Here is a 22163-nt window from a genome sequence, read left to right as displayed (position 1 = left end):
CTGGCTAGTAGGCTTCCGGTCCATGACGAAGTCGTTGAGCGCAGAGCAGCCCGACCTCGCGATCGTCGAAGGTCGCGCCACCTCCGTGGCACACCTCTTCGTGGACCGAGTGGCCAAGACCCCGACGCGGGAGGCATACCGCTACCCCGTCGGTGACCAGTGGAAGTCCATGACCTGGGCCGAGGCGGACGAGCGCTCCCGGCGGATCGGTGCGGGACTGGTGTCGCTCGGCGTCGAGCCGGAGGACCGGGTGGCGATCGCCTCCGCGACCCGGCTGGAGTGGGCGCTGGCGGACCTCGGCATCATGCTCTGCGCGGCGGCGACGACGACGATCTATCCGTCGACCACGGCCGACGAGGTGCTCTTCATCGTGTCCGACTCCGGCAGCACCGTGGTGTTCGCCGAGAACGACGAACAGGTCGCCAAGCTGCGCGGTGGACGCGACGTCATCCCGTCGGTCCGCAAGGTCGTGCAGATCGACGGCGACGGTGACGGCGACTGGGTCATCGGCCTGGCCGAGCTGGAGCGTCTCGGCGCGGCATACCTCGCCGAACACGAGGACGTGCTCGAGGGCCGCATCGAGCAGCTGACCCCGCAGTCGCTCGCGACCCTGATCTACACCTCGGGCACCACCGGCCGGCCGAAGGGTGTCCGTCTCCCGCACGACGCGTGGACCTACGAGGCGGCTGCGGTCGACTCGGTCGGCATCCTCGGCGAGGACGACGTGCAGTACCTCTGGCTGCCGCTCGCCCATGTCTTCGGCAAAGTGCTGCTCACCCTGCCGTTGCAGATCGGCTTCCCGACGGCGATCGACGGCCGCGTCGACAAGATCGTCGACAACCTCACCGTCGTACGACCCACCTGGATGGGTGCGGCGCCGCGCATCTTCGAGAAGGTCTACGGCCGCATCACCACGATGATGGCGAACGAGGGCGGCGCCAAGGCCAAGCTCTTCGACTGGGCCAGCGGCAACGCACGCAAGGTCGCCGACGCCCGCGGCGCCGGTGGCAAGGTCAACCCGGTGCTCGGCGCCCAGCACGCGCTCGGCGACAAGATCGTGCTCGGCAAGATCCGCGAGCGGTTCGGGGGCCGGGTGCGCTTCTTCATCTCCGGCTCCGCGGCGCTGAACCAGGACGTCGCGAAGTGGTTCGACGCGATGGGTATGCCGATCCTCGAGGGTTACGGCCTGACCGAGACCTCCGCGGCGTCGTGCGTCAACCGTCCCTCGTCCAACATCGTGGGCACGGTCGGCCTGCCGATCCCGGGCACCGAGGTGAAGATCGCCGACGACGGTGAGGTCCTGATCAAGGGACCCGGTGTCATGCAGGGCTACCGCGGCCTCGACGACGTCACCGCGGAGACGCTGGTCGACGGGTGGTTCCACACCGGCGACATCGGCGAGGTGCTGCCAACCGGCCACCTGCGGATCACCGACCGCAAGAAGGACCTGTTCAAGACCTCCAACGGCAAGTACGTCGCACCGAGCCTCATCGAGGCGACGTTCAAGGGGATCTGCCCCTACGCCTCGCAGTTCGTCGTCGAGGGCGACGGGCGCAAGTTCGTCTCGGCGCTCGTCACGCTCGACGAGGAAGCCATCGTGGACTGGGCTGCCGCCAACGGTATGACGGGCTCGGACTACCGCACGATCGTCTCCTCGGACGCCGCGCGCGAGATGGTCCAGGGGTATGTCGACGAGCTCAACCTCGGCCTGAACCGCTGGGAGCAGATCAAGAAGTTCATCATCCTGCCGCGCGACCTGACGGTCGAGGACGGCGAGATCACGCCCAGTCTGAAGCTCAAGCGCAAGGTCGTCACCCGTAAGTTCGCCGGCGAGCTGGACGGCCTCTACGACTGAGTCCTCTGGCTCGACTCCTCGGAAGGCGGATGGAGGACCGGCTCGCAAGCTCGCTCGGTCCCTCCATCCGCCTTCGTCGTCGTCTCGCGCATCCATCCAAAGCGGGTTGAGTAGCCGGGGGAGCGCAGCGGCGGAGGCGTATCGAAACCGCTCTGTTTCGTCTCGACGCCCGGCACGCCATACCCTTGTCCGCATGGCAGGTGAGTCACTCTTCGCGAACCTCGAGCCGCTGCTGGAGCGGGTGAGCAAGCCGATCCAGTACGTCGGCGGCGAGCTCAACTCCACGGTCAAGGACTGGGACTGCGGCGGTTTCGGACCGGACGGTGCGGAACAGACCGTTCGCTGGGCGCTGATGTACCCCGACGCCTACGAGGTCGGACTGCCCAACCAGGGCGTCATGATCCTCTACGAGGTCCTCAACGAGCGTGCGGACACGCTCGCGGAGCGGTCCTACGCCGTCTGGTCGGACATGGAGTCGGCGATGCGCGAGGCGGGCGTCCCGCAGTTCACCGTGGACGGGCACCGCGCGGTGCGCGACTTCGACGTCTTCGGCTTCTCGTTGTCGACCGAGCTCGGTTACACCAACATGCTGACGGCGATCGACCTGGCCGGTATGCCGTTGCACGCCGCCGACCGGCGCGAGGACGACCCGATCGTGCTCGCGGGCGGTCATGCCGCCTTCAACCCGGAGCCGATCGCGGACTTCATCGATGCCGCAGTGCTCGGCGACGGTGAGGAGGCCCTGCTGGCGATCACCGAGATCATCAAGGCGTGGAAGGGCGAGGGGCGGCCCGGCGGGCGACGCGAGTTGCTGCTGCGGCTGGCCCGCACCGGCGGTGTCTACGTGCCGGCGTTCTACGACGTCGACTACCTGCCAGACGGGCGGATCCAGCGGGTCGCTCCGGCTCCCACCGCCACCGGTGTGCCGTGGCGCGTGTCCAAGCACACCGTGATGGACCTGGATGCGTGGCCCTACCCGAAGCAACCGCTGGTGCCGCTCGCCGAAACGGTGCACGAGCGTATGTCGGTGGAGATATTCCGCGGCTGCACCCGCGGCTGCCGGTTCTGCCAGGCCGGGATGATCACCCGTCCGGTGCGGGAGCGGTCGATCACCGGCATCGGTGAGATGGTGCAAAAGGGTTTGCAGGCAACGGGTTTCGAGGAAGTCGGGCTGCTGTCACTGTCGTCGGCCGACCACTCCGAGATCGCGGACATCACCAAGGGGCTTGCCGATCGCTACGAGGGCAGCCAGACCGGTTTGTCGCTGCCGTCGACGCGCGTCGACGCGTTCAACATCGATCTCGCCAACGAGCTGACCCGCGGTGGTCGGCGCTCCGGTCTCACGTTCGCGCCGGAGGGCGGGTCCGAGCGGATCCGCAAGGTCATCAACAAGATGGTCAGCGAGGACGATCTGATCAACACCGTCGCGGCGGCATACTCCGCCGGCTGGCGGCAGGTGAAGCTCTACTTCATGTGCGGGCTGCCGACCGAGACCGACGAGGACGTGCTGCAGATCGCCGACCTGGCCAAGCGGGTCATCGAGACCGGCCGGAAGGTCAGTGGTCGCAAGGACATCCGCTGCACCGTGTCGATCGGTGGCTTCGTGCCGAAGCCGCACACGCCGTTCCAGTGGGCGGCGCAGTTGGGTGCGGAGGAGACCGACGCACGGCTGGCCAAACTGCGCGAGGAGATCAAGTCCGACCGACGGTTGGGTTCGTCGATCGGCATGCGCTACCACGACGGCAAGCCGGGCATCGTCGAAGGACTGCTCAGCCGTGGGGACCGCCGGGTGGGCGCAGTCATCGAGGCCGTATGGCGCGACGGCGGCCGCTTCGACGGGTGGAGCGAGCACTTCAGCTATGACCGCTGGATGGACTGTGCGACAACGGTTTTCGACGGTTCCCCGGTGTCGGTGGCGTGGTACACCACCCGCGAACGCGACGAGCACGAAGTACTGCCCTGGGACCACCTCGACTCCGGTCTCGACAAGGACTGGCTGTGGGACGACTGGCAGGACGCGATCGACGAGCAGGAGCTCGACGACTGCCGGTGGACCCCGTGTTTCGACTGCGGCGTCTGCCCGCAGATGAACACCGAGATCCAGATCGGTCCTACCGGCAAGAAGCTGCTGCCGTTGACCGTCGTCTGAGGCGATCGCCGGCAGCAGCCGCAGAGTTTCGTCGTTGGCGCTCAGCCGGAGGTGCCGATCACCACGTCGAGATCGAGACTGCAGCCGATCAGGGTCGCGGTCGTGCCGTCTCGCTGCGGTTCGTCGAACCAGAGACCGGGGGTGAATCCGGCCTTAGCCAGCATCCGCAACGAAGCCCTGTTGCGGTGATCCGGTGCCACGAAAACTGTGCGGCCGTCGGGATATTCGGCTGACAGCCCGATCAGCCACGCCCACATCATGCGGGTGCCGATCCCGCGGCCGATCCAGTTCGAGTCGCCGATGAGGTAGTCGCCGCCGATCGCCTCCGGGTCGGGAGTGAGCGCGGCGTACTCGGGATGATCCTCGATCAGGTAGTCCTGGACGAAGCCGATCGATCGGCCGTTCGCCTCCACGACCGACATACGGGTCGGTTGGTCGCCGTCGATGCGCGGCCGATAGCGATCGATCACTTCCTGCGGGCTCGGACGGCCGCCGAACCAGCGCTGCACATGCTCCGCCTGACGCCATCGCACGACGTCCGGCAGGTCGCCGTACGTCATCGGCCGCAACACGATCCGCAGATCCGGCTCGACCACGAAGACCTTGTCGTCGCCGGACAGGTCGTCAGCGGCAGGCTCGGCCGGCGACGCGAGGCGTCGCGCGGCGGCGAGCCAGCTCTCACCCGTGGCGGAGTCGGTCCGTTGCGCGTCGCCGGCGCAGCGTACGACGATGTGAGTCACGAGACCCACCATCGCCGCCCGGCCGTTGATCAGCAAACGGTTTCGGCGCGATCACGATCCCGAAGGCCCCGACGCAGCGGGAGGGCCGGAAGGGCACGGCTGTGCGGCGTGTCTTCCGGTCCTCCCGATGTCGTTCGGCTCCGCGGTGCGCGAAGGGTGCTGTGGTCAGCGACGGCCGATCGACATGGCGGTCGTCATGGTCGTGAACAGATCGGTCTGGTTGGTGACGCCCTCGACACGGCTGGCCTCGGGGCCGGTGGCGGCGACCCGGATCTGCGTGCCGGTGTGCTCCTGGCTGTCGCCGTCCTTGGCCGCCGTCGCGTAGCTGATCGTCATCGGCGCGTTGTCCGCGGTCGTCAGAGTGGCGGTGACGCCGGCGGTCTTGCTGCCGGCCTCGACGATCTGGCTGGTGTGGCCGTGGTCGCCGGTGACGATCACCAGGGTGTTCTTGTGCTTCTGCTGGTAGGCGAGCGCCTTGCCGACGGCCTTGTCGAACTCGACGTTCTCACCGATCTGACCGCACGGGTTCGCCGCGTGGTCCTCCTTGTCGATCGAGGCGCCCTCGATCTGCAGGAAGAAGCCCTTGCCCTTCTTGGCGCCCTTGCTCAGGGTGTCGAGTCGGTTGATCGCCACATCGGCCATGGTCGACAGGTGCGGCTGGGCGGCGTCCCGCTTCGCGTTGACCGCGCAACGGGTGGCCGGGGTGTTGTCGTGGGTCGGCTTGGGGCCGGTCCACTCCAGGTCCATGTTGTTCGGCGCGAAGCTGCCCAGGACCGGCTTGTTCTTCGGCGCCTTGCGCAGTTGCTGCTCGTTGGTGGCGACGAAGTAGCCGCTCGTGCGCGCGCGGTCCAGGACGGTCTGCCCGGCATACTTCCCGGCCGTGATCTTCTCGTCGAGGTAGCTGCGGCCGCCGCCCAGCAGCACGTCCGGACGGGTCTTGACCAACTGCTCGGAGATCGAGCCCTTGCCGCCGTTCTCCAGAGCGTCGGTCGGGCACTTGGCGGTCGTGGCCGACGGGCCCTTGCAGTCGCGGCTGGTGACGTGCGAGCCGAGGACGGCAGGGGTGGCGTCCTGGATCTCGGCCGTCGTGACGTCACCGGTGCGGTATCCCGCCTTCTTGGCGAGCTCCAGCACGGTCGCCTTGGGGTTGCCGTTCGTGTCGACGCTGATCGCGCCGTTGTAGCTCTTCGTACCGGTCGCCCAGCCGGTGCCGGAAGCAGCCGAATCCGTCACGTAGTCAGGGGTGTTCGTGCCCTTCTGGACCGAGTATGTCGTGTACGCGCCGGTGCTCTGGAGCCGATCCAGGTTCAGTCGTCCGTTGGCGCCGACCTCGTAGTTGCGTGCGGCGGTGATCTCCGAGTCACCCATGCCGTCGCCGATGAGCAGGATCACGTTGGTCGGCTCGTGGCGGGAACCGTGGTGCAGCGGGTCGGGCGACGCTGTTGCGGTCGCGGCGCCGGTCAATGCGACGACGGCGGCGAGTGCACCGAATGCCTTGCCGCGGTGGGGAATCCGGTGAGTGGTGGAGCGGAATGCGTTCATTGATGTAGTTCCTCCGTCGGCCGGTGCCGGCTCATCTGAACCTGACGGGGAATACACCGGCCGAGGCTGATGCAAACGAACCGAACCGACCGACAAGGAAGCCCGTCGCCAACATCAGGTGAACGCAATATGTGAGAAGGCTGACAGCCCGCTCAATACTCGTCGATCGTCAGCTGCACGTGTATGATGTCCCCGAGCCCGACGTCCTCCGCGCGCTGCACGGCGACCTTGACCGGCACCAGATAGCCACCGTTGCGGGGAAAGATGGAGGTGGTGAAGTCGGTGTCGCCGATGCGGCCGGCGGCCGGGATGCAGCCCCACCCATAGGTCACGTCCCGCGCGATCTGCGCGAGATCGTCCGCCTGCTCCGGCGGCAGCGCCACGAAGAGGTATGGCGCAGGGCCGCGCCATTCGAGGATCTCGCCGTCGAAGTCCAGGTGCACGTCGCCCAGCCTAGGTCCCGGCGGAGCCGCGCAACCGCGCTCCGCGCAGGTGTATGGCGATCCCCGGCGTCGCGATCCGCACGATCTCCTCGGGCGACGCATCGGCCATGGTCGGCACCTTGAGCACGTAGCGGGTCATCAGCAGCCCGGCAATGGTCATCAGGATTCCGGTGGCTCGTGCCTCGGCGTCCCGACCGGCCAAGCGGCTCGTCATCCGGCCGAGCAGTTCGGTCTCCAGGAATTCAACAAAGCCTCCTGTGCCGTCCTGAGCGGTAGCAGTCGCGAGCACCGTCTGGACGAGCACCGGGCCTATCTCGGGGTCGTCCCAGACCCGCAGCACCGTCCGTAGGATCCGCGTCGGCCACTGCTCGACCGGAGCGTCCAGGGCATGTTCGATGAGCTCGCCGGGACGCACCGGCAGGGCCATTGCAGCCGCGAAAAGCCCTTGTTTGGAACCGAAGTGGTAACTGAGCAGGGCAACATCGACGCCCGCGTCGGCGGCGACCGCCCGCAGTGTGGTGCCGGCATACCCGGTGGTCAGGAAGTGATCCCGCGCCGCGTCGAGGATCTCGGCGCGCGTGTCCGGTTTGCCGGCTCTCCGGCCTCGCGACTTATTCATCACCGTTGAAGCTACTGCGTTCCGCGCCGGAGCGTTGGTGGTGCGCGGTCAACGCCGATCGCGCAACGACGAAGGAGTTTGGTCATGGATCGCACGAAGGGCGCGCTGGTCGCCGTATGTGTCGCGCTCGCCACCGTCGTGTCGGCGGTGTCGTCGCTGATGGTGGCGCTGCCGGACGTGGCGCGCCATACCGGGGCGTCGCAGACGCAGTTGTCCTGGATCGTCGACGGATACGCGCTCACCTTCGCCGCGCTGCTGCTGCCGGGCGGTTACCTCGGGGACCGGCTGGGCCGGCGGCGCGTGCTGCTCGGCGGCCTCGGACTGATCATGGCCGCGGCTGCCGCCGGTGCCCTGGTCACGAGCCCGGGCACCTTGATCAGTGTTCGCGTCGCGATGGGTGTCGCGGCCGCGATGATCATGCCCGCGACCTTGTCGACGATCACCGCGACCTTCCCGCCCGCCCAACGGGTGCGCGGCGTCGCCGTCTGGGCCGGATTGGCAGGCGGCAGTGCGGTGCTCGGGCTGTTCGCGTCGGGCCTGTTGCTGGAATGGTTCTCCTGGCAGTCGATCTTCTGGTTCACGGTCGTGGTCGCGGGCGTGGCGACGGTGCTGACCGTGCGACTCGTCCCGGAGTCACGCGCGCCGGAGCCGGGCCGGTTCGATGTCGGTGGCGCGGTGCTCTCGGTAGCCGGGCTCGGGCTGCTGGTCTACTCGATCATCGAGGCGCCCATCGAGGGCTGGGGGAGTGCACGCACCGTCGGCGGCCTGGCCGCAGGGATCGTGGTGCTGGCTCTGTTCGCCGCGTGGGAGCTGCGAAACAGCGCGCCGTTGCTGGACGTTCGGCTCTTCGGGCGGCGTGGTTTCGCTGCCGGGATGCTCACCGTGTCATCGCTGTTCTTCGTCTTCTTCGGTTTCATCTTCGTGTTCATGCAGTACCTGCAGTTCGTCCGCGGCTGGTCACCGTTGGTCGCCGCATGTGCAGCCGCGCCGGTGGCTCTCGGGCTGCTGCCGGGCGCGCGACTGGCGCCATACCTCGTGCGGCGGGTGGGCGTGCGTGTCCTCTGCGGCGCCGGTATGACGCTCGTGGCGCTCGCGATGGTCGGCCTGTCGACGGCCGGCACGGACACCCACTATGGGGTGATCGCCCTGCTGCTGTGGGTGGGCGGCACCGGTATGGGCTGGGCGATGACTCCGGCGACGGCGAGCATCACCGATTCCCTGCCCGAGGCGGAGCAGGGCGTCGCCTCCGCGATGAACGATGTTGCCCGCGAGGTCGGTGGCGCGCTCGGCATCGCGGTGCTCGGCAGTGTGTTGAGCGCCGGCTACCGGTCCGCTCTCGAGCTGCCGTCCGGCGCCGGGCGGGAGGCGGCTGCCGCCCGTGAATCCGTCGGTGCTGCAACGCAACTCGGCGTCCCGGTGCGCGATGCCGCCCGGGCAGCCTTCGTCTCCGGACTCGGCAGCACATTCCAGCTCGCTGCCGGCGTCATGGTCGTCTGCGCGATCACCGTGGTCGTTCTGGTCGGCGCTCGCCGTCGTGCGACGGCACCATCACCGGGTATGACGGTCGTGGGTCGGCGCTGATCAGGGTGCGCCGGTGGTGAGGGCGTAGCCGCCAACGACGGCCATACCGACGGCGAGGAGCACGGCGACGGGGACCCGGACCGCGGGGCGGAGGCGCGCCAACCGTGCGGCGAGCGGGACGAGCACCGTGAACATCGGCAACAGGTAGCGCGGCCGTGATCCGAAGTAGCCGGACGTGCCGATCGTCATCAGCAGCAGCACGACTCCGAAAATCGTGTAGCCGAGCGGCAACCCGTCGCGGGCGCCCTGCCAGATCAGCCACACCATGCCGAGCAACAGCACGACGAGGCCGATGCCCTTGACGGTTTCGAGTCCGCCGCCGGTCACCAGGTCACGGACGAAGTCCGCGAAATAGGCACCGTTGTCCCAGCTGCGCGCCCAGCCCTCGGTGGCGTGGAAGTAGCCCATCAACTCGTGACGGCGTACGGCGACGTACGCCAGATAACCGATCAGGCCGAGCGGCGCGATGACGATCGCCGGCACCAGGCGTCGCCACGACGCGCGACCCTGCAGGCCGGTGATCAGCGCTGCCACGCAGACGGCTGCGACGACTGCTGCGCCGGTCGGCCGGGTCAGCCCCGCGAGGGCGGCCAGCACGCCGGCGAGCAGCCAGCGCCGGTCGGCCACCGCCCACAACGCCCACGCGGCGAGCGCGCAGAGCAAGCCCTCCGTGTAGGACATCGACAGCACGAGCGCATAGGGGTAGATCGCCCACAGCACCAGGGTGATGATCGCCGTCCGGTGATCGACGACCCGGGCGGTGGCGGCATACACACCGGCCGCGGCCACGAGCGCCGCCACCCAATTGACGGCCACGCCGAGGTCGGCGTACGACAGCGGCAGCACCGTGTGCAATGCCCGTTCGAGCAGCGGCAACAACGGGAAGAACGCGTAGTCCGAGTGCAACCCGTCGTGCGCCGCGATCGTCGTGCCGTAGCCGTGTTCCGCGATCCGGGCGTACCACTGCCCGTCGTACCGGGTCAGCGTGTGGTGCAGCGAGCCGGCGTCACGGAACCGGAGCACGACGCCCAGCACGAGCACGCCAAGCAGCCGGATCGCGACGAACAGCGCCACTGCGTATGCCGTCCCGTGCCCGCGGTCGATGCGTCGCGCCACCCCTGCCATGGCGCAAGCGTATGCAGCCGGACCGGCGCCGCGCGCCGGCAGACCCGACCGGGCCGAACGGCCGCTGAGCGCGGCGGGCGGCTTATGGTGGTCGCGCGATCCGGCGGCCGTCACCCGTGGGTGAGCGGGCACGGCTGCACGACGGTCGTCGGTAGGAGGCTGCACGACGGTCGTCGGTAGGAGGACGTGTCGCCGGTCGGTCCGGCGGCTCGCAACGATGGTGTGGGGAGAACCGATCGCATGACACCCGAGTCGACAGAGCTGCCGCGGCAGTTCGGACCGTACGAACTGCAGGCCCGGATCGGGCACGGCGGGATGGGGGAGGTCTACCGCGCCGTCGACACCCGCAAGAACCGGGTCGTCGCGATCAAACTGCTGCTCCGGTCGCTGTCGGGGGACCAGCAGTTCCGCACCCGGTTCCGGCGGGAGGCCGACATCGCGGCCCGGCTCAACGACCCGCACGTCCTGCCGATCCACGACTACGGCGAGTTCGACGGCACCCTCTACATGGAGATGCCGTTCATCGAGGGGCGCGATCTGGCCTCGATCGTGCAGCGCGGCAGGCTCGACCCGGGCGAGGCAGTGCGGATCACCACCGAGATCGCCTCCGCGCTCGACGCGGCGCATGCCCAGGGGCTGCTGCACCGGGACGTCAAACCCGGGAACATCCTGCTGACCGAGCGCGGCTTCGCCTACCTGACCGACTTCGGAATCGCCACCCAGGCCGATCAGACGCGGCTCACCGGGACCGGCGGCGCCGTCGGCTCCATGGGTTACATGGCGCCCGAGCGTTTCGAGGACGGTGAGCCGACCCGCGCCGTCGACGAATACGCCCTGGCGTGCGTGCTGTTCGAGATGCTGACCGGGGTCCAGCCCTATGCGAGTACGTCGACCGGCGCCGTGATCAAGGCGCATCTCTTCGGCGAGATCCCGCCACCGAGCGCGACCGGGGTGTCCCCGGAGCTGGACGCCGTCATCCGACGCGGACTGGCCAAGGATCCGGCGCAGCGGTTCGGCAGCGCCGGCGCGCTCGCCACCGCTGCCCAGCGGGCGCTCTCGGGTTCGATGGACGAGGAGACGCGTCGTGTCGGGGCAGCAACTGCTGCGTCGGACCCGGACCGCACGCACCTCGCGTCATACCAGCAGCCGACGCGGGAGGCGCGGGCCCAGGGGAGTGGGCCGCACCAGGGGCCCGGTCCGGGCCAGCACGGTCCGGACCAGCACGGTTCGCGGACCGGCTCCGGGTCGAAACGGACACCGGCCATCGTCGCGGCAGTCGTCGCGGCGGCCCTCGTACTGGCCGCGGTCGGCTACTTCGCGTTCGGTCGTCAGTCGAACGACGACGCGCACGCGGGAAAGACCCCCGCCGCGCAGACGACTCACGCGGCACCGGCGCCCACGACGACAGCGCCGAGCACGGCAGCGCAACCGACCGAGAGTGCCCCCAGCACGGCGACCTCCGGCCCGGCTGTCTCGGACGGAGCCCCGGCGACCGTGACGCAGTTCCTGTCCGAGCTGAACCCGTCGAGCTCGGAGCAGACCTCGCAGTCCGACGGTGACGTCACCCTGGCCGGCCACCCCTACACGCATCTGCAGACCATGAAGTACTGCTACACCGACAGCGGTGACGGCAGCCGGGTCAGCTGGTCGCTGGCCGGGAAGTGGGAGCGCTTCCAGGGCGCGGTCGGACCGACCGACGACAGCAGTGACCGGGACGCCAAGGGCGAACTGAAGGTGTATGTCGACAACAAGCTGATGTGGCAGTCGCAACCGATGAAGGTCGGCGATGCGCCCAAGAAGTTCGACATACCGGTGCACGGCGGCGACAACCTCGTCATCGCGACCAACGACGCGGGCGACGCGTGCGGCGACCTGGCGTCCATGGGCATCGGGGACGGGCGGTTGATCGGCAAGAACGGTGTGGCGCCGGCGCCGACCGCCAGCTGAGCACGCGGAGCCGGTCGCCATTACGGTGTCCCGGTGGCCAGCAGACAACGCGTTCCCGAAGGACCCGCGCCCGACCCCGCCGTCCAACGCCTGCGCGTGCGGTACGCCAAGCGCGGCCGACTCCGGTTCTCCTCCACGCGTGACTTCCAGCGAGCTCTGGAGCGGGCGGTCCGTCGGGCTCAGGTGCCGGTGGCGTTCTCGGCCGGGTTCCACCCGCACCCGCGGATCAGCTACGCCAACGCGGCGCCGACCGGCACCGCCAGCGAGGCCGAGTACTTCGAGATCCAGCTGACCCGCGTCTGCGAGCCGGACCGGCTGCGGACCGACCTGGACGCGGCACTGCCGGCCGACCTGGTCATCCTCGATGTCGCGGCGGCGCTGCCCGGTGCGCTCGCCGACCGGTTGGAGGCGAGTTGCTGGCAGCTCGACTTCGCCCCCGATGAGTCGGGCGCACTGGCCGCGGCGACCGAGGCGCTGCTCGCCCGCAGCGATGCGACGGTCAGCCGGATGACCAAACGGGGCGAGCGCGAGTTCGACGTGCGCTCCGCGATCGACGGCCTGTCCGTGGCCGGGCCGCGAGTCACGCTCGCGCTGCGTCACCTGACGCCGCTGGTGCGGCCCGACGACGTCATCACGGCGCTCGCGACGTATGGCGCCCTGCACCCGACACGCCCACCGCAGATCACCCGATTGAGCCAGGGTCCGTTGCTGGCGGACGGCACGATCGGCGACCCGTTGCGGTGACTTCGCGGGCTGGTTCGTTCCGCGTCCGGACGGTGTGCGGCCGATTGTGTGCGACAATGAGAGCGGTCGTCGGCAGTGCCACAACCTGCTCGGCGCCCCGTTGGCAGTTACTCGAGCCCGCGAGACTTCGCGACCAGCCGAGTGCAGGACCGACGGCGTCTGACTGATCAGGTGCCCGCGAACGACGCGAACCCGACAGCGTGACGTAACAGACGACTTTCGCGTCGCCACGGCGAACGTTCGCCCGTGAGCGACGGCCCAACCGCAACATGCGGGTGTGCAGGCGCTGCCTCGTTGTGGGTCACCCGCATGCTGAGGAAGAAACGAGGGCCATGGCCCCGCAAGACACCAATCCGTTCCTGGCACCCGCAGCGGACAACGCAACGGCAGACAGCACCACCGTTGACCAGGCCGCGGTCGAGCACTCGTCCGCGATGAACTTCGGTCTCCTCTTCCAGGCGCCCGATCCACAGGCCCGCGCACCGCGCCGTGAGCCCGAACGTGAGCAGCGCACGAACGACGACAACAACGACAACAACAGCAACAACGGCGGCAACGACAACGATTCGCAGGGCTCCGCGTCGCGTGACGACAACGACGGCGACGGTCAGAGCGCCAACCGCTCCCGGCGCCGCGGCGGTCGCGGCCGCCGCAACCAGAGCGACTCGGACAACGCCGACAACACCTCGGACAACGGCGACAAGAACGGATCCGAGAAGAACACCGACAAGACCAACGACAAGAGCGGCGCCGACAAGCGGTCCGAGGCGAAGGGCAAGAACGACTCGGCCGGTGGCTCCGGTCCGGACAACTCGGACGACCACGACGACTCCGATGCGCAGTCCGAGGGCAGTGGCCGGCGTCGTACCCGCCGTCGTCGCCGCAGCGGCGGCGCGACCGAGGGCGACGACCCGCCCGGCACCGTGACCAAGGTGCGTGAGCCCCGCAAGGACCGCGACGAGGTCACCGCCATCAAGGGCTCGACCCGACTGGAGGCCAAGAAGCAGCGCCGCCGCGAAGGTCGCGAGGCCGGCCGTCGCCGCACCGTCATCACCGAGGCCGAGTTCCTCGCCCGGCGCGAGAGCGTCGACCGCCAGATGGTGGTTCGCGAGAAGGCCGGCCGCACCCAGATCGGCGTCCTGGAGGACGGCGTCCTGGTCGAGCACTACGTCTCGCGGGAGGTCCAGCAGGCCTCGATGGCCGGCAACGTCTACCTCGGCAAGGTCCAGAACGTCCTGCCGAGCATGGAGGCCGCGTTCGTCGACATCGGCCGCGGCCGCAACGCCGTCCTGTATGCCGGTGAGGTCAACTGGGACGCCGCCGGCCTCGAGAACGGTCAGGCCAAGCGCATCGAGAACGCCCTGAAGGGCGGCGACACGGTTCTGGTCCAGGTCACCAAGGACCCGATCGGTCACAAGGGCGCCCGGCTGACCAGCCAGGTGTCGTTGCCGGGCCGCTTCCTGGTCTACGTGCCGGGCAACTCGATGACCGGCATCTCGCGCAAGCTGCCGGACACCGAGCGCTCGCGTCTGAAGAAGATCCTCAAGGAGGTCGTGCCGAGCGACGCGGGTGTCATCGTGCGCACCGCGGCCGAGGGTGCCAGCGAGGCCGACCTGCGCGCCGACGTGGAGCGACTGCAGAAGCAGTGGGAGAAGATCCAGTCCGACGCCAAGTCCGCCAACGCACCGAGCCTGCTGCACGGTGAGCCGGACCTGACCGTGCGCGTCATCCGTGACGTGTTCAACGAGGACTTCAGCAAGCTCGTCGTCGCCGGTGACAAGGCCTGGTCGCAGGTGCACGACTACGTCGGCTCGGTCGCGCCCGACCTCGCCGAGCGGTTGGAGAAGTGGACCGGCGAGAAGGACGCGTTCGCCGTACACCGCATCGACGAGCAGCTCGCCAAGGCCATGGACCGCAAGGTCTGGCTGCCCAGCGGTGGATCGCTGGTCATCGACCGCACCGAGGCGATGACAGTCATCGACGTCAACACCGGCAAGTTCGTCGGTTCGGGCGGCAACCTCGAGGAGACCGTCACCAAGAACAACCTGGAGGCGGCCGAGGAGATCGTGCGCCAGCTGCGGCTGCGCGACATCGGCGGCATCATCGTCGTCGACTTCATCGACATGGTCCTGGAGTCCAACCGCGACCTCGTCGTACGCCGGTTGCTGGAGTGCCTCGGTCGCGACCGCACCAAGCACCAGGTGGCCGAGGTCACCTCGCTCGGCCTGGTGCAGATGACCCGTAAGCGGGTCGGCTCCGGCCTGGTCGAGGTCTTCTCCGAGCCCTGCGAACACTGCGGTGGACGCGGCATCATCGTCCACTCCGACCCGGTCGACAAGCCGTCGGGCAACACCGGCGGTGGCGGCAACAACGCCGGCGGCAGCAAGTCCCGCAAGGGCCGGGCCAAGAAGCAGACCGAGGAGCCGCCCAAGCCGACCGGTCCGACCGCCGCGCAGATCGCCGCGGCGGCACACGCCGCCGCTCAGTCCGGCGGCGCTGCGGACGAGACGCCCGTCGTCGCCGACCCGAGCGTCCACGCCGAACCCGAGACCGAGCCCGAGAACAAGCCCGAGGCGAACGCCGAAACGGCCGACACCGCAGCCGCCGAGCCGGCCGGCAAGAAGGCTCGTTCCGGTCGGAAGCGCGCCGCGAAGCAGGCCGAAGGCCCGGCCGTCACCGGCCGCGCCGGCAGCCAGCGGAACGCTCCGGAGGCCGAGGACGCAGCGGTCGAGTCGCCCGCGGCCGAGGAGTCGACGGCGACGCCTGCTCCGGCCCGCAAGATGACCGGGCGTGCCCGGCGTCGCGCGACCGCCGCCGCCGGTGCCGCGCAGCACGTCTCGACGCCGGCACCCGCGGTGACCGCACCGACCGCACAGCCGACGCCGGCCGCGGACGAGCCCGCCGCACCGCCGGTGACCACCCCCGAGCAGACCACCCCCAAGCGCAAGAAGCGTGCGCGGGTCGTCGCGCCGGCCGGTCCGCCGGCACCGGAGACCGACTGACCGATCCACCGATTTGGAGCATGACCGGCCGGGCCCGTAAACTCGTGCCTCGGTGTGCCCACCGTGCGGGCGTCCCGGTTCACCCGGGGTAGCTGCCTGGCGGTTCCAGACAAGTTGCGCATCCATGACGAAAGAGAGTTCCGACGTGTACGCGATTGTTCGCGCAGGCGGTCGCCAGGAGAAGGTCTCCGTGGGCGACGTCCTGACCATTGACAAGGTGGCCGTTGCCGCCGGCGAGAGCATCGAGCTCAAGCCGCTGCTGCTGGTCGACGGCACCACCGTGACCACTGACGCCGACAAGCTGGCGAAGGTCACGGTCAAGGCCGAGGTGATGAAGTCGGCCAAGGGCCCGAAGATCACCATCATCAAGTACAAGAACAAGACCGGCTACCGCAAGCGTCAGGGCCACCGTCAGCCGCTGACCCAGGTCAAGGTCACCGAGATCAACGCCTAGGCGCCGATCGGTCCGTCCAACTTCTCTTCAAGCAAAGGCTTAGAAAATGGCACACAAGAAGGGTGCGTCCTCGACCCGTAACGGTCGCGATTCCAACGCACAGCGACTCGGCGTCAAGCGCTTCGGTGGCGAGGTCGTCAACGCCGGCGAGATCATCGTCCGCCAGCGCGGCACGCACTTCCACCCCGGTGAGGGTGTCGGCCGCGGCAAGGACGACACGCTGTTCGCGCTGCGCGCGGGCGCGGTGCAGTTCGGCGCCAAGCGCGGCCGCAAGACCGTCAACATCGTGCTGACCGAGAAGGCCGAGGCCTGAGTCAGGCTCAGCCAAGCAATACCTCCGTCGAAAGGGGTGGGTCCGAGTTTCGCGGACCCACCCCTTTCGCCGTCATACATCACCGCTAAGGAGACGCCCCGTGGGCACCAATTTCGTGGACCGAGTGGTCCTGCACGTGCGCGCCGGACACGGCGGGCACGGTGTCGCATCGGTGCACCGGGAGAAGTTCAAGCCGCTGGGCGGACCGGACGGGGGCAACGGCGGCAAGGGCGGCAGCGTCGTCCTGCAGGTCGACACGCAGGCGACCACGCTGCTCGAATACCACCGGAGTCCGCAACGGGTTGCGCCCAACGGCCGACCCGGGGCCGGCGACGAGCGCAACGGTGCCGACGGCGACGACCTGATCCTGCCGGTGCCCGAGGGCACCGTCGTGAAGAACTCTCGTGGTGAGGTGCTGGCCGATCTGGTCGGCGACGGGACCATCTTCGTGGCCGCGAACGGCGGACGTGGCGGCCTCGGCAACAAGGCGCTCGCCTCGCAGCGTCGCAAGGCGCCCGGGTTCGCGCTGCTCGGCGAGCCGGGCGACGAGTCCGACATCACCCTCGAGCTGAAGACGCTCGCCGACGTGGCCCTCATCGGCTACCCGTCGGCGGGCAAGTCCAGCCTGGTCTCGGTGATGTCCGCCGCGAAACCGAAGATCGCCGACTACCCGTTCACCACGCTGGTGCCCAACCTCGGTGTCGTCACCGCCGGTTCGCAGCGCTACACCATCGCCGACGTCCCGGGCCTGATTCCCGGCGCCAGCCAGGGCAAGGGACTCGGCCTGGAGTTCCTGCGGCACGTCGAGCGCTGCTCGGTGCTGGTGCACGTCGTCGACTGCGCCACCCTCGAGCCCGGCCGTGACCCGCTCTCCGATCTCGACGTCATCGAGCAGGAGCTGGCGGAGTATGTCGCCGACGACTCGCTCGGCGGGAAGCCGCTGTCGGAGCGCACCCGCATCGTGGTCCTCAACAAGGCCGACGTCCCCGACGCACGCGAGCTGGCCGAGATGGTCAAGCCCGACCTGGAGGCACGCGGCCTGGAGGTGCACATCGTCTCGGCGGTCGCGCACATCGGTCTGAAGGAGCTCAGCTTCTCACTCGCCAAGCACGTCGACCGGGCGCGCGAGGAGATCGAGTCCACCATCGTCCCGCAGCGAATCGTGGTGCGCCCCAAGGCTGTTGACGACTCCGGCTTCCGGATTCGCAAGGAGATGCACGGCGCCGACCAGGTCTTCCGCATCCTCGGCGAACGGCCGACCCGGTGGGTTCGCCAGACCGACTTCACCAACGACGAAGCGGTCGGCTACCTGGCCGACCGGCTCAACCGGCTGGGCGTGGAGGAAGAACTCTTCAAGGCCGGCGCCGTGCCCGGATCGACGGTGCTCATCGGCCCCGAGGAGAACGCCGTCGTCTTCGACTGGGAGCCGACCATGGCCACCGGTGCCGAACTGCTCGGCCCGCGCGGCACCGACCTGCGGCTCGACGAAGGCACCGGCCGTGCCACGCGCTCGGAGAAGCGCGACGAGTTCCACCGCCGCAAGGACGCCCAGCGGGAGGCGCGTGAGGAACTGGACGCCGAGCGCAAGGCCGGTCTGTGGACCGATCGCGATCCCACGGTGATCGACAGCGATGACTGATCGCTCCGCCGGTTCGCTGCGAACCGCCGTGGCCGCGGCCGACACGGTCGTGGTGAAGGTCGGCTCGAGTTCGCTGACCGGCGAACGCGGCGGCCTCGACGAGGCCCGGGTCGGCGCGTTGGCCGATGCCCTCGCGGCTCGGCGGCTTGCCGGGAGCAACGTCGTCCTCGTCTCCTCCGGTGCCATCGCCGCCGGCATGGTGCCGCTGGGGTTGCGCCGGCGGCCGCGGGACCTGGCCACCCAGCAGGCTGCCGCCAGCGTGGGTCAGGGGGCGCTGCTCGCGGCATACACCGTGGCGTTCGGGCGGCACGGGCTGACGACCGGGCAGGTGCTGCTGACCGCGGACGACGTGACCCGTCGCGGGCACTACGTCAACGCCCGCCGCACCATCGAGCGACTGCTGGCCCTCGGCATCGTGCCGGTCATCAACGAGAACGACACCGTCGCCACCCACGAGATCCGGTTCGGCGACAACGACCGGCTGGCCGCGCTCGTCGCGCACCTGATCGACGCGTCGGCGCTGGTCCTGCTGTCCGACGTCGATGCCCTGTATGACGCACCACCGTCGCGGCCCGAGGCGCAGCGCATCGGTGAGGTGCACGATCAGGCGACGCTGGACGCAGTCGACATCGGCGGCACCGGCTCGGCGGTCGGCACGGGCGGCATGGTCACCAAGATCGAAGCCGCCCAGATCGCAACAGCCGCAGGCGTGCCCACGGTGCTGACCTCGGCCGGTCAGGCCGGCGCCGCACTGGACGGCGCGGACGTCGGCACGATATTCGCGCCACAGGGCCGGCGGCCCAGCGCCCGCCAGCTGTGGCTGCGTTACGCCACCTCACCGCAGGGCAAGCTGATCATCGACGACGGCGCCGTCGCGGCGGTCACCCGGCGCGGGAAGTCGTTGCTGCCGGCGGGAATTCGCCGCGTCACCGGGCACTTCTCGACGGGTGACGCCGTTGACCTGGTGGACGAATCGGGTGTGGTGGTGGCCCGCGGGCTGGTCAACTACGACGCCAAAGAGTTACCGGCCCTGCTGGGTCACAACACCCACGAGCTGGCGCGTACGCTCGGCCCGGCATACGAACGTGAGGTCGTGCACCGCGACCACCTCGCGGTGCTGTGACCGGGGACGGGACGATGAACGAGGATGGTGACGTGAGCGACTACAGTCGGCCGATCCCTGCGTCGGAGGCGGAGGCCGAGCAGTTGGCGGCCGCGGCACAGGAGCAGGAGCCGCCCACCAAGGAATGGTGGGACGACCCTCGGATGCCGTGGAAGGGCAAGCCCGGCAAGGCCGACATGTGGTGCGGCGCGCTCATCGTTATCACTGGCCTCTACAGTCTGGTTACTCTCCCGGTCCGGCCGTGGATCCTCGGCACCTTCTCGGCGCCGGCACGTGACTACATCCTGGCCTGCTTCAGCGGCTCCAACATCGCCATGGTCGATCTCGGCGCGCGGCTGGGCGTTGGTCAGGACGTCACGTTCTGGTGGGCGGCTTTGATCGCCGCGTCCCTGACCTCGATCAAGTTCGACTGGCTGTGGTGGTGGGCCGGGCGCCTGTGGGGCCGGGGCGTCATCGACATGGTCGCCGCCCGCTCGAAGTGGGCGGCCCGCTCTGCCTACTGGGCGGAGAGTGTCGCCAAACGCTTCGGCGGACCGGCGGTGTTCCTGGTCTGGTTCATCCCGCTGCTGCCCAGCTCGATCGTCTACGCGTTCGTCGGCGATGCGCGCATGTCGTTGCGGCGCTTCCTGTTCATCGACTTCTCAGCTGGCATCGTCTACCGCGGATTGTGGATGTATCTGGGTTACCGGATGGGTACTCCTGCAAAGGATTTGGTCAGCACGATCGCGCGGTACAGCACGTATCTGACCATCGCGTGCCTCGTCATCGTCGTCATCGGCGTCGTCCGCCAGCAGCGGCGGTTCGCTGCTTCGCAGCACCAGTGAGGCTGCTCGTCACCGGGGGCACCGGCTATCTCGGTGCCGAGCTCGTCACGCAGGCATCCGCTGCCGGCCACGAAGTGTTTTCCGTGTCCCGGGGTCTCGATACGGTTCCCCCGCTTCGCTCCTCCACCTACTCGACCGGCAGGTGGGTCCGTCTGGACGTCACCGACTCCGACGCGTGTCATGCAGTCATGCGCGAGGTCGCACCCGACGTCGTCATACACACGGCGTTCGTCCAGACCGACTGGGCGACGACCGCGGACGGCGCGGTCAACGTGGCGCTCGCGACCGCCGCGATGGGGGCGCACCTGGTCTTCGTGTCGAGCGACGCGATCTTCTCCGGCACCGGTTCGCCGTATGACGAGCAGGCACAGCCGGACCCGGTCACTCGCTACGGCGCCGCGAAGGCCGCAGCCGAGACTGCGATCCGGGCGCTCCTTCCCACCGCGACGATCGCCCGCAGTTCGCTCATCCTCGGGCCGGGCTCGTCCATGGAACGCCTCGTCCACGCACTCGCGGACGGCGCCGACGGGATGCTCTTCACCGATCAGATCCGCTGTCCGGTGCACCGTGACGACCTGGCGGCTGCGCTGCTGGAGCTGGCGGGGGAGCGGCACCCTGGGATCTTCCACTGCGGTGGTGCGGACGCGCTCAGTCGTGCCGACATGGGTCGGCTGATCGCGCAACGGAGCGGCCTCGATGTCGACCACATCCGCATCGGGTCGCGCGCCGACCTCGGTCCGGGCCAACAGCTCGACGTCCGGCTGGACTCCCGCCATACGCAGGAACTCCTGCGCACCACCTTGCGGGGTGCCCAGGAGTTCTTGGCGACCGGCTGATCAGTCGGTCGATCGTCCGCTCGATCGTTCGTTGACCCCACCCTTGCCGGCGATGCCCTTCGGCTCCGGCAGGGCCGGACCGTCCTGCGGCTTCTCCGAGCCGACCTCGCCGCGCAGTGCGTCGAAGATCGCGACGCCCTGCGACGCGAGGCCGGAGATGATGTCGGACAGGCCGTCGGAACCGTTCAGCATGGTGACCTTCGCACCGGACAGCCCCTGCGCGGCCTTCTCGACGATGACCGGCAACTGGTCGATCAGCGCCTGGTCGAGTGCGACCCGGTTGCTGGTCGCAGCTGCCTCGGCCTGGATCCGGGTGCGTTCTGCCTCGGCCTTGGCCAGGATGCGCAGCTTCTCGGCATCCGCCTGTGCCGGTTTGATGATCTCGGCCACCAGCTGCTCCTCGCGCAGTGCGGCCTGACGCTGCGCCAGCTCGGTCTGCGCGTTGATGACCTCCTGCTGCGACTGGGCCTGCGACAACGGCCCGGCCTGAGCCGCCTTCGCCTGTGCCGCTTGGGTTTCCGCGGCGAACCCGGCCTGGGTGATCGCCGTGTCACGTTCGTACTTCGCCTGCTGCCGCAGCGACTCCTGCTGGGCCTCCGCGGCGGCCTGGTCAGCGCTCGCCTGGGCGATCTGCGCCTGCTGCTGGATGCGCGCGTTGTGCGGTGCGGCCATCGCCTTGACGTAGCCCAGCCCGCCGTCGTCGATGCCCTGGATCTGCAGCGCGTCCACGATCAGGCCCATCTTGGCCATCTCCTCCTTGGACCCGTCGAGCACTTCCATTGCCAGCTTCTGCCGCTCGGTGATGATCTCCTCGACCGTCATCGAGCCGATGATGGAGCGCAGGTGGCCGGCGAAGATCCGGCCGGTCAGCGTCGGCATCTGCCGCTGGTCGGACAGGAAGCGCTGCGCGGCATTGACGATGGACTCGGTGTCGTTGCCGACCTTGGCCGCGATGACCGCCTTCACCGTCAGGGCGATGCCCTGCTTGGTGACGCACGGTTCCTCGACCTCGGACTCGAAGAGCGACAGCGTGAGGAACTGCACCTTGCGGAAGACCGGCACCACGAACGCCCCGTGCCCGGTGACCACCTTGAACGGCGCGGTCGTGCCCCCTCGTCCACCGGAGATCAGCATCGCCTGATCGGCCTGCGGGACCCGATATCCAAACATGTTCGTCCTTCACTTTCCCCTGAGGTGCCCCGCGGTTCAGCCGCCGGGTCGTGTGAC

18 protein-coding genes are annotated in these 22163 nt (G+C 69.0%); 12 read left to right on the top strand and 6 right to left on the bottom strand.

Annotated features, from left to right (window positions below):
• Positions 1–22: 22 nt before the first annotated feature.
• On the top strand, positions 23–1855 hold the full coding sequence (locus ACZ50J_RS15260) for an AMP-dependent synthetase/ligase (RefSeq protein WP_464298005.1): 1833 nt from the start codon (positions 23–25) through the stop codon (positions 1853–1855).
• 193 nt (positions 1856–2048) lie between these two features.
• Complete coding sequence (locus ACZ50J_RS15255) at positions 2049–4004, top strand: TIGR03960 family B12-binding radical SAM protein (protein WP_464298004.1); 1956 nt, start codon at positions 2049–2051, stop codon at positions 4002–4004.
• Positions 4005–4045: 41 nt separating this feature from the next.
• Here ACZ50J_RS15255 and ACZ50J_RS15250 read toward each other — a convergent pair whose 3' ends face one another.
• From ACZ50J_RS15250 to ACZ50J_RS15235, 4 genes are all read right to left on the bottom strand, one after another.
• Positions 4046–4744 (bottom strand): GNAT family N-acetyltransferase, encoded by a 699-nt coding sequence (locus ACZ50J_RS15250; protein WP_464298003.1) that lies wholly within the window; start codon positions 4742–4744, stop codon positions 4046–4048.
• Between the two features lie 165 nt (positions 4745–4909).
• Positions 4910–6286 carry an alkaline phosphatase gene (phoA, locus tag ACZ50J_RS15245; RefSeq protein WP_464298002.1) on the bottom strand — a complete coding sequence of 459 codons (1377 nt, stop codon included), beginning with the start codon at positions 6284–6286 and terminating at the stop codon, positions 4910–4912.
• A 152-nt stretch (positions 6287–6438) separates the two neighbouring features.
• Positions 6439–6729 carry a DUF1905 domain-containing protein gene (locus ACZ50J_RS15240; protein ID WP_464298001.1) on the bottom strand — a complete coding sequence of 97 codons (291 nt, stop codon included), beginning with the start codon at positions 6727–6729 and terminating at the stop codon, positions 6439–6441.
• Between the two features lie 10 nt (positions 6730–6739).
• Positions 6740–7348: a TetR/AcrR family transcriptional regulator gene (locus ACZ50J_RS15235; RefSeq protein WP_464298000.1), complete on the bottom strand. Its 609-nt coding sequence runs from the start codon at positions 7346–7348 to the stop codon at positions 6740–6742.
• Between the two features lie 84 nt (positions 7349–7432).
• Here ACZ50J_RS15235 and ACZ50J_RS15230 point away from each other — a divergent pair, with 84 nt between their 5' ends.
• On the top strand, positions 7433–8929 hold the full coding sequence (locus ACZ50J_RS15230; RefSeq protein ID WP_464297999.1) for an MFS transporter: 1497 nt from the start codon (positions 7433–7435) through the stop codon (positions 8927–8929).
• Here the strand turns inward: ACZ50J_RS15230 and ACZ50J_RS15225 are convergent, their stop codons facing one another.
• Positions 8930–10054 (bottom strand): glycosyltransferase family 39 protein, encoded by a 1125-nt coding sequence (locus tag ACZ50J_RS15225; protein WP_464297998.1) that lies wholly within the window; start codon positions 10052–10054, stop codon positions 8930–8932.
• A gap of 240 nt (positions 10055–10294) precedes the next feature.
• Here ACZ50J_RS15225 and ACZ50J_RS15220 point away from each other — a divergent pair, with 240 nt between their 5' ends.
• From ACZ50J_RS15220 to ACZ50J_RS15180, 9 genes are all read left to right on the top strand, one after another.
• Positions 10295–12001 carry a protein kinase domain-containing protein gene (locus tag ACZ50J_RS15220; protein WP_464297997.1) on the top strand — a complete coding sequence of 569 codons (1707 nt, stop codon included), beginning with the start codon at positions 10295–10297 and terminating at the stop codon, positions 11999–12001.
• Between the two features lie 33 nt (positions 12002–12034).
• Positions 12035–12745, top strand: a complete 711-nt coding sequence (locus tag ACZ50J_RS15215; protein ID WP_464297996.1) for a TIGR03936 family radical SAM-associated protein — start codon at positions 12035–12037, stop codon at positions 12743–12745.
• 332 nt (positions 12746–13077) lie between these two features.
• Positions 13078–15747, top strand: coding sequence for an Rne/Rng family ribonuclease (locus ACZ50J_RS15210; RefSeq protein WP_464297995.1), 2670 nt, complete (start codon positions 13078–13080; stop codon positions 15745–15747).
• A 145-nt stretch (positions 15748–15892) separates the two neighbouring features.
• A complete protein-coding gene (rplU, locus tag ACZ50J_RS15205) occupies positions 15893–16201 on the top strand; it encodes a 50S ribosomal protein L21 (protein WP_464301358.1) in 309 nt (102 codons plus the stop codon).
• Positions 16202–16247: 46 nt separating this feature from the next.
• Entirely contained in the window at positions 16248–16514 is a 267-nt protein-coding gene (gene rpmA / locus ACZ50J_RS15200; RefSeq protein WP_464297994.1) for a 50S ribosomal protein L27, read from the top strand.
• A gap of 100 nt (positions 16515–16614) precedes the next feature.
• Positions 16615–18153 (top strand): GTPase ObgE, encoded by a 1539-nt coding sequence (gene obgE, locus ACZ50J_RS15195; protein WP_464297993.1) that lies wholly within the window; start codon positions 16615–16617, stop codon positions 18151–18153.
• Positions 18146–19276: a glutamate 5-kinase gene (proB, locus tag ACZ50J_RS15190; protein ID WP_464297992.1), complete on the top strand. Its 1131-nt coding sequence runs from the start codon at positions 18146–18148 to the stop codon at positions 19274–19276. The genes obgE and proB overlap by 8 nt, the downstream gene beginning before the upstream one ends.
• 32 nt (positions 19277–19308) lie before the next feature.
• On the top strand, positions 19309–20100 hold the full coding sequence (locus tag ACZ50J_RS15185) for a DedA family protein (protein ID WP_464297991.1): 792 nt from the start codon (positions 19309–19311) through the stop codon (positions 20098–20100).
• Positions 20031–20936: an SDR family oxidoreductase gene (locus ACZ50J_RS15180; protein WP_464297990.1), complete on the top strand. Its 906-nt coding sequence runs from the start codon at positions 20031–20033 to the stop codon at positions 20934–20936. The genes ACZ50J_RS15185 and ACZ50J_RS15180 overlap by 70 nt, the downstream gene beginning before the upstream one ends.
• On the opposite strand, the gene ACZ50J_RS15175 is transcribed toward ACZ50J_RS15180, so the two are convergent.
• Positions 20937–22106: an SPFH domain-containing protein gene (locus tag ACZ50J_RS15175; RefSeq protein WP_464297989.1), complete on the bottom strand. Its 1170-nt coding sequence runs from the start codon at positions 22104–22106 to the stop codon at positions 20937–20939. It abuts the gene before it with no gap.
• Positions 22107–22163 lie beyond the last annotated feature (57 nt).

The sequence above is a fragment of the Flexivirga sp. G2 genome, assembly GCF_055397625.1.
Note: the sequence above shows the minus strand (reverse complement) of the source record. Positions and strands in the feature narration are given on the sequence as shown.

Bases quoted from the DNA above. Each gene is read 5' to 3' on its own strand.
- proB (WP_464297992.1), top strand. From the start codon at position 18,146: ATGACTGATCGCTCCGCCGGTTCGCTGCGAACCGCCGTGGCCGCGGCC.
- ACZ50J_RS15220 (WP_464297997.1), top strand. From the start codon at position 10,295: ATGACACCCGAGTCGACAGAGCTGCCGCGGCAGTTCGGACCGTACGAA.
- ACZ50J_RS15175 (WP_464297989.1), bottom strand. From the start codon at position 22,106: ATGTTTGGATATCGGGTCCCGCAGGCCGATCAGGCGATGCTGATCTCC.
- phoA (WP_464298002.1), bottom strand. From the start codon at position 6,286: ATGAACGCATTCCGCTCCACCACTCACCGGATTCCCCACCGCGGCAAG.
- ACZ50J_RS15260 (WP_464298005.1), top strand. From the start codon at position 23: ATGACGAAGTCGTTGAGCGCAGAGCAGCCCGACCTCGCGATCGTCGAA.
- ACZ50J_RS15230 (WP_464297999.1), top strand. From the start codon at position 7,433: ATGGATCGCACGAAGGGCGCGCTGGTCGCCGTATGTGTCGCGCTCGCC.
- rpmA (WP_464297994.1), top strand. From the start codon at position 16,248: ATGGCACACAAGAAGGGTGCGTCCTCGACCCGTAACGGTCGCGATTCC.
- ACZ50J_RS15210 (WP_464297995.1), top strand. From the start codon at position 13,078: ATGGCCCCGCAAGACACCAATCCGTTCCTGGCACCCGCAGCGGACAAC.
- ACZ50J_RS15255 (WP_464298004.1), top strand. From the start codon at position 2,049: ATGGCAGGTGAGTCACTCTTCGCGAACCTCGAGCCGCTGCTGGAGCGG.
- ACZ50J_RS15235 (WP_464298000.1), bottom strand. From the start codon at position 7,348: ATGAATAAGTCGCGAGGCCGGAGAGCCGGCAAACCGGACACGCGCGCC.
- ACZ50J_RS15225 (WP_464297998.1), bottom strand. From the start codon at position 10,054: ATGGCAGGGGTGGCGCGACGCATCGACCGCGGGCACGGGACGGCATAC.